The organism is Pseudomonas sp. GM24 (genome assembly GCF_000282235.1).
Taxonomy (GTDB): Bacteria; Pseudomonadota; Gammaproteobacteria; order Pseudomonadales; family Pseudomonadaceae; genus Aquipseudomonas.
This window is the reverse complement of sequence record NZ_AKJR01000152.1, coordinates 1-12,263: the sequence shown is the minus strand read 5'-3', so window position 1 is coordinate 12,263 and position 12,263 is coordinate 1. Positions and strand designations below refer to the sequence as shown.

Sequence of the window (12,263 nt, the reverse complement as noted above, 5' to 3'; positions counted from 1 at the left end):
ACTCGACAGCTCCTACACCAGTTCGCTGAGCTTGCTCAGGTTATTCAGGTATTCGCGAGGATTTTCCCCAAGCAAACGGCGAAACATCGCGCTGAACGCCCGCGCGCTGCCGTAACCCAAATCCCGCGCCACACGCTGCACGCTGTCCCCGGCGAGCAGGCGTGGCAGGGCTTCCATCAGGCGCAGTTGCTGGCGCCAGGCGTTGAAACTCATCTGCAATTGTTGCTGAAACAGCCGCGCCAACGTGCGTGAGCTGGCACCGACCTGCTGCGCCCAGTCTTCCAGCGTATTGGCGTGATCCGGGGTGTGCAGCAGTGCCAGACAGATGTTTTGCAGACGCCGGTCAGTGGGCATCGGAATGTGCAGCGGCAGGTTCTCCAGGCTGGCGAGTTCTTCGAGCATCAGTTGCTGGATCAACGGATTATCGGCATGCGGCGGCCCTTGCACGGCACGCAGGATCAGCTCGCGCAGCAGCGGCGTCACCGCCAATACGCAGCACTGTTGCAGGCTGGCGGGCGACAGCTCAGGGGCGATGAACAGCGAGCGCATCTGCACATCGCCACTCATGAAAATCTCGTGCGCCACCTCGGGTGGAATCCACACCGCGCGACTCGGCGGAATCACCCACGCACCCGATTGCGTGACCACGCGCATGATCCCGCTGACCGCGTACAACAACTGCGCCTCGCGATGCAGGTGCAGCGGCTGGTGCGCGCCATCCAGATAATCCCGGGGGTAGGCACTCACCGGGCCGTGTTCGAAGTGGCTGATCAACATGTCTGATTCGATGACTTGCTTGGCAGGAATGCGCTTTACGGCCAACTTAGCATAAGCGCCACACAACAACGTAAAGCGTGCCGCCATGAATCAATCCCGCAATGTCATTCGCTATATCAACGCCGCGCATGTGATCGATCACATGTTCATGCTGATTTTTCCCGCCGCCGTGCTTGGCATGACTCAAGCGTTCGGTCTCGATTACGCCGCACTGATCGGCTTGTCACTGGGCGGTTTCATTGCCTTCGGCGCTTGTTCACTACCCGCTGGTTGGCTGGGTGATCACTGGAGTCGGCGACAGATGATGCTGGTGTTTTTCTTCGGCATTGGCGCTTCGGCGATCTTCACCGGGCTGAGCAACAGCCCGAGCATGCTGGTGATCGGCCTGACCCTGATCGGTATTTTTGCGGCAATTTATCACCCGGTCGGCACGGCAATGCTGGTTGCTTACGCGCAGAACCGTGGCCGCGAAATCGGCATCAATGGCATGTGGGGCAATCTGGGCGTGGCGTTTTCTGCGTTGATCACGGGGTTGTTGGTGGCGCAATTCGGTTGGCGATCGGCGTTTCTGATCCCGGGCGCAGTGGCGATTGTGCTGGGGGTTGGTTTCGCTTTGCAGGTGCGTGAGGAACCGATTCCGAAGCGTGCGCACACACCACTCAAAGGTGCCGCCGGTCAGCGTATTTCGATGATGATGGTGTTCGGCGTGCTGGCGTTGGCCACGGCCACCGGCGGTGTGGTGTTCAACGCCACCACCATGACCTATCCAAAGCTGTTTCAGGAGCGTTTGCATGAGCTGTTCGCTTCGCCGCAAACCCTCGGCGTGGTGGTCAGTCTGGCCTATGCCTTCGGCGCGGTCGCGCAGTTGAGCATTGGTCGGGTATTGCATCGGCTCAGCCTGAAATGGCCGTTCATTGTCCTGACGCTGTGCCAGGCACCGTTGCTGTTTGCGCTGGCCTATGCCGACGGCTGGGCAGTAATTGCCCTCGGTGCAGCGTTCATGTTCGTGGTGTTCGGGCAGGTAACAGTCAACGATGCGATGGTTGCCAACTTCGTCGCCCCGCAATGGCAATCACGGGTGTTCGCCCTGCGTTACTGTTTATCGTTTGGTGCCAGTGCGACGGCGATTCCGCTGATTTCCTATGTCGAACCGCGCCATGGTTTTGTAGGCCTGTACTTGATTCTCGCGGGTTTCGGCGCGTTGACCTTCCTTGCTGCAGTCGTATTCCCACGCACGCCTTCTGAAGAGGCAGTAGGACAAACGGCCTGACCGAAGACGAAAACCGGCAAATGCTGGCGCAAAGCTAGCATTTGTACGGCTTTGCAAATCATTCCTTTGGCTGATTTGGCTGGCGTATAAGGGTTCTAGAGTACCAATCTCTACGCCAACACCGTGCAGTCAGAAAAGGGATTCTTATGTTGCAGACTCGCGTCATTCCCCCGGCCGATGGGGCCTACCAGTATCCATTGCTGATCAAACGGCTGCTGATGTCCGGCGCCCGTTACGAGAAAACCCGCGAGATCATTTACCGCGACCAGATTCGCTATAGCTACCCGACCCTGATCGAGCGCGTGGCGCGGTTGGCCAACGTGCTGACGGCGGCCGGTGTCAAGGCCGGTGACACCGTGGCGGTGATGGACTGGGACAGCCACCGTTACCTGGAATGCATGTTTGCGATTCCGATGATTGGCGCGGTGATCCACACCATCAACGTGCGTCTGTCGCCTGAGCAGATCCTCTACACCATGAACCACGCCGAGGACCGCTTTGTGCTGGTCAACAGCGAGTTCGTCGGGTTGTATCAAGCGATCGCGCCGCACCTGACCACGGTCGAGAAAACCCTGCTGCTGACCGATCTGCCGGAGAAAACCGCCGATTTGCCGAATCTGGTCGGCGAGTACGAGCAACTGCTGGCCGCTGCAAGTCCGCAGTACGACTTCCAGGACTTCGACGAAAACTCGGTCGCGACCACGTTCTACACCACCGGCACCACCGGCAACCCGAAAGGCGTGTATTTCACCCATCGGCAACTGGTGCTGCACACCATGGGTGTGTCGACGATCATGGGTTCCATCGACAGCGTGCGCCTGCTTGGCACCAACGATGTGTACATGCCGATCACGCCAATGTTCCACGTTCACGCCTGGGGTCTGCCATACGTGGCAACCATGCTCGGACTCAAGCAGGTTTATCCGGGCCGCTACGATCCGGAGTTTCTGGTGGAGTTGTGGCGCAAAGAGAAGGTCACCTTCTCCCACTGCGTGCCGACCATTCTGCAAATGCTGCTTAACGCCAAAGGCGCACAAGGCACCGATTTCGGCGGCTGGAAAATCGTCATTGGCGGCAGCGCGCTCAATCGCACGCTGTATGAAACCGCGAAGGCCCGCGGCATTCAGCTCACCGCCGCCTACGGCATGTCGGAAACCGGGCCGCTGGTGTCCTGCGCGCACCTCAATGACGAGCTGATGGCCGGCACCGAAGACGAGCGCACCACTTACCGAATCAAGGCCGGTGTGCCGGGGCCGCTGGTGGAAGCGGCAATCGTCGACGGCGACGGCAATTTCCTCCCGGCCGACGGTGAGACCCAGGGCGAACTGGTGCTGCGCGCGCCCTGGCTTACCGAAGGTTATTTCAACGAACCGCAGAAGGGCGCCGAACTCTGGGCCGGAGGCTGGTTGCACACCGGCGATGTCGCCACGCTCGACAGCATGGGCGTGATCGACATCCGCGACCGCATCAAGGACGTGATCAAGACTGGCGGCGAGTGGATCTCCTCGCTGGACCTCGAAGACCTGATCAGTCGTCACGTCGCGGTACGCGAAGTAGCAGTGGTGGGGATCGCCGATCCGCAGTGGGGCGAGCGTCCGTTTGCCTTGCTGGTGATCCGCGAAGGGCATGTGATCGGGGCACGCGAGCTCAAGGAACACCTCAAGCCGTTCGTGGAGTTGGGCCACCTGAGCAAGTGGGCAATCCCGAGTCAGATCGCCCTTGTTACCGAAATTCCCAAGACCAGCGTCGGCAAGCTCGACAAGAAGCGCATCCGCCTCGACATCACCGAATGGCAGGCCAACAACAGCACCTTCCTCTCGACACTTTGAGTGTCTGCTGGCGCGCCGAAACCGGCGCGCCAGACCCACCAAGCAAGCGCTTGGCTTGTGAAATCGAAAAAATCAGCCATCCTTGCCGTGCCGACATGCGTCGGACTGGCGAAAGGACTGTTCCAGAGTGGCCGGCAGCTGCAAATCACACTTTAGAGGGATCAAGCAGTACCACCTGCTGGCTATAGTCCGCTCAAGGATTTTTAAGAACGGAGCACACGCACAAATCGGGGCGATGCATCTTTGGAGTGATTTCGGGTTGTCTCTGGCACCTGGTCCTTCAGGCGTTTTTAAAAGTACTCACTGCCATAACAATAATGCACATGGAGTAGCGTCGATGACCTCAGTAAACCAGTTCTGGCGCCGGGCGAAACTGCCTCTGGCGGTCAGTCTTGCCTCTTCGCTCGCCGGGCCCGCATTCGGCGTCAGTTTCAACGTCGGTGAAATCGAGGGCCAGTTCGACTCGTCCCTGTCGATCGGTGCCAGTTGGTCTACTCAGAGCCCGAACAAGAACCTCATCGGCGTCAACAACGGTGGCCACGGCCTGTCGCAGACATCCGATGACGGTCACGCCAACTTCAAGAGCGGTGAAACCTTTTCGAAGATCTTCAAGGGCATCCATGACCTTGAACTGAAATACGGCGACACCGGCGTGTTCGTCCGTGGCAAATACTGGTACGACTTCGAACTCAAGGATGAAAGCCGCCAGTTCAAGGACATCAGCGATTCGGGTCGCAAAGAGGGCGCGAAATCGTCCGGCGGGCAGATCCTCGACGCCTTCGTCTACCACAACTACGCGATTGCCGATCAGCCGGGTTCCGTGCGTCTGGGCAAGCAGGTGGTGAGCTGGGGTGAAAGTACCTTCATCGGCGGCGGCATCAACTCGATCAACCCGATCGACGTCTCCGCGTTCCGTCGTCCGGGTGCCGAAATCAAGGAAGGCCTGATTCCGGTCAACATGTTCTATGTGTCGCAGAGCCTGACCGAAAACCTTTCGGCTGAAGCGTTCTACCAGCTGGAATGGGACCAGACCGTCGTCGACAACTGCGGCACGTTCTTCTCTCAGCCGGACATCGTTGCGGATGGCTGCGACAGCAATCTGCGCGTGCTGAACAAGCGTTCGCAGATTCCGGCGATTGCCCTGGGGCCTCTGGCGGGCGCAGGCGTCGATGTCAACGAAGAAGGCGTGCTGGTGCGTCGCGGCCCGGATCGCGATGCCCGCGACAGCGGTCAGTGGGGGGCGTCCCTCAAATACATGTTCGAGCCACTCGATACCGAGTTCGGCGCCTACTTCATGAATTACCACAGCCGTGCGCCGATCTTCAGTGCGACTGGTGCACCGCAGTCTGTCTACAACACTGCGGCCTCGCTACCGGGGCCATTTGCCGCGCTCGCGCCACTGCTGGTAGCGGGCAACTCGAACTACTTCATTGAATACCCTGAAGACATTCGCCTTTACGGTCTGAGCTTCTCCACCACCCTGCCTACCGGTACGGCGTGGAGCGGTGAGATCAGCTACCGTCCGAACGCGCCGGTGCAACTGAACTCCACCGACATCCTGTTCGCCGGTGTGCGTCCGATCGGTGGTGCACTGACCAACGCTTCGATTCTCAATGGCGTGCCGGGTCAGGACCTGCACGGTTACGAACGCAAGGAAATTACCCAGATCCAGACAACGTTCACGCACTTCTTCGACCAGGTCATGGGCGCCAGCCGTCTGACCCTCGTCGGTGAAGTCGGCGCGACCTACGTCGGCGGCCTGGAAAGCCGTTCCGAGAAGCGTTATGGCCGCGATCCGGTGTATGGCCCGGGCGAGTTGCCGGCCACTGGCACAGCCAACACCTGCGCCAACATTCTCAACGCCAGCACCATCAACGGTGCAGGGCCGGGTTCGCCGCAGAACAACCGCAGCCGCAATTGCGACAACGACGGTTTCACCACATCGATGTCGTGGGGTTACCGCGGTCGCGCCATCTGGGAATACAACGACGTCTTCGCCGGTGTGAACCTCAAGCCGAACGTGGCCTGGTCCCACGACGTCAGCGGCTACTCGCCAGGCCCCGGCGGCAACTTCGAGGAAGGTCGCAAAGCGGTCAGCCTGGGCGTTGATGCCGAATACCAGAACACCTACACCGCGAGCCTGGCTTACACCAATTTCTTTGACGGCAAGTACACCACTGTGGATGACCGCGACTTCGTTGCGCTCAGCTTCGGCGTGAACTTCTAAGCACTGCATTCAGGACGAACGAATTTATGAAAATAACAAAGAGTCTGTTCCACGCCGGTGTTCTGGGCCTGTCGCTGCTGGCGACCGGCGTCATGGCCGCCGTGCCTGCTGCCGAAGCCGACAAACTGGGCAAGAGCCTGACGCCGATGGGCGCCGAAATGGCCGGTAACGCCGACGGTTCGATCCCGGCGTGGAAGCCGCTGCCGAAGAACGCCGGCTCGGTCGATAGCAAGGGGTTCCTGTCCAACCCATACGCCAGTGAGCAACCGCTGTTCACCATCACCGCGAAAGACGTCGACAAGTACAAGGACAAACTGGCGCCAGGTCAGTACGCGATGTTCAAGCGCTACCCTGAAACCTTCAAGATGCCGGTCTATCCGTCCCATCGCGGTGCGACCGTGCCGGATGACGTATTCGCCGCCATCAAGAAAAACGCTACCACCACCAACCTGGTGTCCGGCGGCAACGGTCTGGAAAACTTCGATACCGCGGTGCCTTTCCCGATTCCGAAAACCGGTGTGGAAGTGATCTGGAACCACATCACCCGCTACCGCGGTGGCAGCGTGACCCGTCTGGTGACCCAGGCCACGCCGCAACCTAACGGCTCGTACAGCCTGGTGTACTTCCAGGATCAGTTCGTGTTCCGCGACAAGATGAAGGACTACGATCCGGCGAACCCGGGCAACATCCTGTTCTACTTCAAGCAGAAAGTGACCGCGCCGGCGCGTCTGGCCGGCGGTGTGCTGCTGGTGCACGAAACCCTTGACCAGGTAAAAGAGCCACGTTCGGCGTGGGTCTACAACGCCGGCCAGCGTCGTGTGCGTCGGGCGCCACAAGTGTCCTACGACGGCCCGGGTACTGCGGCGGATGGCCTGCGTACCTCCGACAACCTCGACATGTTCAACGGTGCACCGGATCGCTACGACTGGAAACTCGAAGGCAAGAAAGAAATGTACATCGCCTCCGACAGCTACAAGCTCGACGATCCGAAGCTGAAGTACGCCGACATCATCAAGGCCGGCCACATCAACCAGGACCTGGCGCGTTACGAGCTGCGTCGCGTCTGGCACGTGGTTGCCACCCTGAAGGAAGGCCAGCGTCACATCTACGCCAAGCGCGACTTCTACATCGACGAGGACACCTGGCAGGCAGCCGTGATCGACCATTACGACGGTCGTGGCCAACTGTGGCGTGTGGCCGAGGCGCATGCCGAGAACTACTACGACAAGCAAGTGCCGTGGTACGCGCTGGAAACCCTCTACGACCTGCAGTCCGGCCGTTATCTGGCACTGGGCATGAAGAACGAAGAGAAGAGTGCGTATGACTTCGGCTTCACTGCCACCACCAGTGATTTCACCCCGGCTGCACTGCGTCAGGATGGTGTCCGCTAACCCGCTGTAACCCGAGGCCGCATCCTCGTGAAAACGCCCCGACTGGTTCGGGGCGTTTTTTTGCCTGTAGCCTTTTTGTAGCCATTTGTAGCAGCAACCTTCATAACCGGTTCGTTTAAGGCTAGTCTGCGGACATCTGCAACGCCGCCAACAGCAATTCGAACAAGAGCCGGCCATGACTGATCTGTCCCCACTTCCGGGTCCCGCAAGCGTTGCCGTCGCGGCACTGGACGGGCGTTTTTTTCGCCCGCCATTACCCGACGGCTACGTGTTGCGACCACGCCTTTGCGAGCGCCTGCAGGCCGGGCTCGGTGGGCGGCTGTTGCTGGTCAGCGCCCCCGCCGGGTTCGGCAAGAGTTCGCTGGCGGTGGAGTTCTGTCAGAGTCTGCCGGCGCACTGGCAAAGCCTCTGGCTGGGCCTGAGTCCTCGCGACAATGACCCCGGTCGCTTTCTTGAACGTTTGCTTGAAGGCTTGCAGGACTACTTTCCGCAACTGGGCAGTCGCGCACTCGGCCTGCTGAAAATGCGTCAACGCCATCAGCCATTTGCCTTCGAAGAATGGCTCGACGGCTTGCTCGATGAGTTGACCCTGCACCTCGATCCCGCCAAGCCGTTGCTGCTGGTGCTCGACGATTACCATCTCGCGCAAGGTCCGGTGCTTGATCGTTGCCTGCAGTTTTTCCTTAATCATCTGCCTGATGGCTTGCTGGTGATGGTCACCAGTCGCCAGCGCCCGGACTGGCATCTGGCGCGCTTGCGTCTGTCGCGGCAGTTGCTGGAGTTGCATGAGCAGGATCTGCGCCTGACCCATGACGAAGCGCTGGCCTTGCTTGATCGTCATAGCAGTTCGCTGCGCGGCGAAGCGCTGGAAAACCTGATTCAGCGCAGCGAAGGCTGGGTCGCCGGTTTGCGTTTCTGGCTGCTCGCGGTGTCCGAAGCCGGCAGCGATGCGGCGCTGCCACAAGCGCTGAACGGCGGGGAAGGGCTGATCCGCGACTACCTGCTGGAAGAGGTCATCGATTGCCTGCCAGCCGAAGTGCAGGCGTTCCTCTATGAAACCGCACCGCAAGAGCGTTTTTGCAGTGAGTTGTGCGATGCCGTTCGTGAGGCCCACGACAGCGCCGAGATTCTGCGTTTCCTGTTGGCGCATCAGGTCTTTCTGGTGCCGCTGGATGAGCATGGGCACTGGTATCGTTATCACCATTTATTCTCTGATTTATTGCGCAGCCGGCCGATTGCTCAGGCGATGGTGCCGACGGCCACGCTGCACCTGCGCGCCTGTCGCTGGTTCAACGCGCAGGGGCTGCTGGATGAAGCGGTTGAACAGGCGTTGCGCGCCGGTCACCTCGATGTCGCCGCGAACCTGGTGCAGAACCTCTCGGAGGAGCAACTGCTGGCCGAGCAAAACGTCGGCATGCTGCTGCGCTGGAAAATGGATTTGCCCGACAGCCTGCTGATCAGCACGCCGCGGCTGATCGTTCTCTACAGTTGGGCGCTGGGGCTGGCCTGCCAGCTCGATGCCGCCGAAGAGTTGTCCAGCCACTTGAGCCGCTTCCTGCCGGCACCTTCCGCCACCGCGCAAAAATCGATGCTGGCGCAATGGCTGGCGTTGAGCGGGATCATCGCTCGGGGGCGTGGGCATCGGGAGTTGACGATCAGATATTGCACCGAGGCCCTGGAAAGCCTGCCGGCCAAACGTTATGGCCAACGGCTGATGTGTCTATCGACCTTGTCCAATCTGGCCATTGCCGATGGCGATCTGTGGCGCGCACGCGGTCTTAACCGCGAATCCCTGGAGCTGGCGCAGCGGGTCGGCAATCCGTTGTTCGAAGCTTTGGCCCATTACGACCGTGCACGGGTGTTGCAATCGCGTGGCGAAATTCTGCGAGCACTCGATGAAGTCCATCAGGGGCTGGAACGGTTGCGCGGCCTGTCGCCACAACGTTTGTATGCGGTGCGCGCGCGGCTGACCTTGTACGAGGGTTTTCTGTTGGCGATGCGCTTGCAGCCTCAGGCCGCACGCGTGCGCTTGTTGGCCGGGATCGGCGAGGCACGGGCCTGTCGCGACATCAGCGTATTGATTGGCCATTGCGTGATCGCGCGTCTGGATGGCAGCAGCGGCGAGTTCGCCAAGGCCTTTGCCGAACTGGCCGAAGCCGAACGCCTGATGCACATCTGGGACGTGCCGCCGATCTACTATCTGGCAATGATCACGCTGGTCAAATGTGAGTTGTGGCTGGCGCAGGGCCGCACCGATCTGGCCGAGGCGTGGCTGGCGCGGTTGGGCCAGACCTACACCGGCGAGCGCGCCGCTGCGCCGCCGGAGTTTCACCCCCAACTGCCATTGCACGTGGAGCTGCAACAAGCGCTGCTCGACATGACGCGCGGCCAGCCGATGCTCGCCGAAGGGCGGCTGGACGTGCTGCACGAAAACGGTCAGCAAACCGGGCGCCAGTTACTCAGCGTGATGGCGTTGACGCAAAAGGTGGCGTTGCTACTGGCGGGCGGGCGCGAGCCGGAAGCACGCAAGACGTTGAGCCAGGCGCTGGAGCTGGCGGCCGGCGGGGTGTTGCAGCCATTCGATGGATTGGCCAAGGAGCACACGGACTGGTTGCGTGGGCAATTGCTGGCGTTCCCCGGACTGGCAGGCCAGCAACTGCTCAAGCATCTACCGCCAGCGCCGCCCCGGCAGATGCCGGAGTCCACGGTCACCGAACAGCTCAGCAGTCGCGAACTGGCCGTACTGCGGTTGATTGCCCAGGGTTGTTCGAACCAGGAAATCAGCGAGCAATTGTTCATTTCGCTGCACACCGTGAAAACCCACGCCAGTCATATCAACAGCAAGCTGGGGGTTGAGCGGCGGACGCAGGCAGTGGCGCGGGCCAAAGAGTTGGGCCTGTTGGCCTAGGAAATAAAAAACGTGGACAAAAAAAAACACCCCGCGATGGCGGGGTGTTTTCATTTTTCAGCTTCGAATGTTTCAGGCAGCTAAGGGATCAGACGATGACGTCGTTCGCACTGAGCGAGTTGACGCCCACCACTTGCACTTCGAAGTGCCCCCCAGCGTCTGCGCTCAGGTTGCCCGACAGGACGTTATCTGCAAAACGCAGTTGCCCCAGCCCGGTGAATTCATTGGAGCCAATGAACGTCAAGTGTTGGTAGCCGAGGGTCATCGGGTCAATGTCGAATTTGGAGAAATCGATTTTGTCCCCTTCCAGAGCGTTGAAATCGGCAATGACGTTCTGCGAGGAGCTTGTTCCGAATTCCTTTCCGAGATTGATCATGTTAGTGATGGCAAAGGTGTCAGCCCCGGTACCGCCCGTCAACGTGCTATGTCCCCACCCACCGTACAGTGTGTCGTTTCCTTCCCCACCGAACAGTTTGTCGGTTCCGCCATTGCCGCCGAGTACGTTGTTGCCTGCGTTCCCCGTCAGAATGTTATCGAGGTTGTTGCCCCACATTGTCAGGTCTGCGCTGCCGAGCAGGGTGCCGTCCTCGACGTAATCCGAAAGGTTGTAGTCGACCGAAGTGCGGATCAGGTCGTGACCGCCATTCTGGAACTCGAAGATGAGGTCATTGACGTTATCCACAATAAAGATATCGTCGCCGCCCTCGCCAATCATGCGATCAGCGCCGAGACCGCCCGACAGGATGTTGTTGCCATCGTTGCCGTGCAAGACGTTTTCCAGGGCATTACCTGTCAGATTCAGGTTGGCACTGCCAATCATCTGACCATCTTCGACGTTGTCCGCCAGTGTGTAGTCGATGCTGGTGTTGACGGTATCAATCCCCTCATCCGCGAGTTCAACGATAACGTCGTTGATGTTATCCACGTTGTAGACGTCATGCCCGGCTCCACCAATCATGGTGTCTGCGCCTAGCCCGCCATCGATGTAGTTGGTGGCGGAGTTGCCTGTGATGGTGTTGTCCAGCGCATTGCCGGTGAGTGCACCCCACGTGTCGCCAAGCATCGTCAAGTCTTCGACATTGGCGCCGAGGGTGTAGCTGATACTGGTTCTGACCAGATCATGCCCTTCGCCGATCTGCTCGATCACGACATCGTTGATGTTATCCACAACGTAGGTGTCGTTGCCGGCGCCACCGATCATGGTGTCGGCTCCCATGCCGCCGTCGAGAATGTTGTTGCCGATGTTGCCGGTGATGCGGTTGTTGACCGCGTTGCCGGTGCCGTTGAGGTTGGCCGTGCCGATCAGGATCAGGTTTTCGACGTTGGCGCCGAGGGTGTAGTCGATGGACGCGAACACGCGGTCGAGTGCGGTCAGCGAGGCATCGGTTTCGATGACCACATCACCGACGTTGTCGACGTAGTAGGTGTCGACGCCGTCGCCGCCGATCATGGTGTCGGCGCCGAGGCCGCCGTCGAGGGTGTCGTCACCGGCGCCGCCGCTGAGGGTGTTGTTCATGGCGTTGCCGGTGAGCACGTTGTTCAGGCTGTTGCCGGTGCCGTTGATGGCGTTGCCGGTCAGCACCAGATTTTCCAGGTTGGCGCCCAGTGTCCAGTCAACCGACGCGCGGACGGTGTCGATTTCGTTCGCCAGGGTGCTGGTCTCGGTGATGATGTCGCCAGCGTTGTCGACGACATAAGTGTCGTTGCCCAAGCCGCCAATCAGCGTGTCGATGCCGGCGCCGCCGTCGAGAATGTTGTCACCGGCGTTACCGGTCATACGGTTGCTGACCGCGTTGCCGGTGCCGTTGAGGTTGCCATTGCCGGTGAGGATCAGGTTTTCGACGTTGGCGCCGAGGGTGTA

7 protein-coding genes are annotated in these 12,263 nt (G+C 60.0%); 5 read left to right on the top strand and 2 right to left on the bottom strand.

What is annotated here, in order from left to right:
• Positions 1-12: 12 nt before the first annotated feature.
• Positions 13-777: an AraC family transcriptional regulator gene (locus PMI23_RS17485; RefSeq protein WP_007912805.1), complete on the bottom strand. Its 765-nt coding sequence runs from the start codon at positions 775-777 to the stop codon at positions 13-15.
• A gap of 85 nt (positions 778-862) precedes the next feature.
• On the opposite strand from PMI23_RS17485, the gene PMI23_RS17480 reads away from it, so the two are divergent.
• The 5 genes from PMI23_RS17480 (at position 863) to PMI23_RS17460 (ending at position 10,402) form a co-directional block, all read left to right on the top strand.
• A complete protein-coding gene (locus tag PMI23_RS17480; RefSeq protein WP_007912803.1) occupies positions 863-2,047 on the top strand; it encodes an MFS transporter in 1,185 nt (394 codons plus the stop codon).
• 146 nt (positions 2,048-2,193) lie between these two features.
• The gene (locus tag PMI23_RS17475) at positions 2,194-3,876 is read left to right on the top strand and encodes a fatty acid--CoA ligase (protein ID WP_007912801.1); all 1,683 of its coding nucleotides are present in this window, start codon (positions 2,194-2,196) and stop codon (positions 3,874-3,876) included.
• A gap of 337 nt (positions 3,877-4,213) precedes the next feature.
• On the top strand, positions 4,214-6,103 hold the full coding sequence (locus PMI23_RS17470; protein ID WP_007912799.1) for a DUF1302 domain-containing protein: 1,890 nt from the start codon (positions 4,214-4,216) through the stop codon (positions 6,101-6,103).
• Positions 6,104-6,129: 26 nt separating this feature from the next.
• The gene (locus PMI23_RS17465) at positions 6,130-7,494 is read left to right on the top strand and encodes a DUF1329 domain-containing protein (RefSeq protein ID WP_007912796.1); all 1,365 of its coding nucleotides are present in this window, start codon (positions 6,130-6,132) and stop codon (positions 7,492-7,494) included.
• 175 nt (positions 7,495-7,669) lie between these two features.
• Positions 7,670-10,402, top strand: coding sequence for a LuxR C-terminal-related transcriptional regulator (locus tag PMI23_RS17460; protein WP_007950035.1), 2,733 nt, complete (start codon positions 7,670-7,672; stop codon positions 10,400-10,402).
• 88 nt (positions 10,403-10,490) lie between these two features.
• Here PMI23_RS17460 and PMI23_RS17455 read toward each other — a convergent pair.
• On the bottom strand, positions 10,491-12,263 hold a 1,773-nt coding region (locus PMI23_RS17455), incomplete at its 5' end, for a calcium-binding protein (RefSeq protein ID WP_007950033.1).

Excerpts from the sequence above, each read along its gene's own strand:
- PMI23_RS17475 (WP_007912801.1), top strand. The coding sequence starts at position 2,194 with ATGTTGCAGACTCGCGTCATTCCCCCGGCCGATGGGGCCTACCAGTAT.
- PMI23_RS17465 (WP_007912796.1), top strand. The coding sequence starts at position 6,130 with ATGAAAATAACAAAGAGTCTGTTCCACGCCGGTGTTCTGGGCCTGTCG.
- PMI23_RS17470 (WP_007912799.1), top strand. The coding sequence starts at position 4,214 with ATGACCTCAGTAAACCAGTTCTGGCGCCGGGCGAAACTGCCTCTGGCG.
- PMI23_RS17485 (WP_007912805.1), bottom strand. The coding sequence starts at position 777 with ATGTTGATCAGCCACTTCGAACACGGCCCGGTGAGTGCCTACCCCCGG.
- PMI23_RS17460 (WP_007950035.1), top strand. The coding sequence starts at position 7,670 with ATGACTGATCTGTCCCCACTTCCGGGTCCCGCAAGCGTTGCCGTCGCG.
- PMI23_RS17480 (WP_007912803.1), top strand. The coding sequence starts at position 863 with ATGAATCAATCCCGCAATGTCATTCGCTATATCAACGCCGCGCATGTG.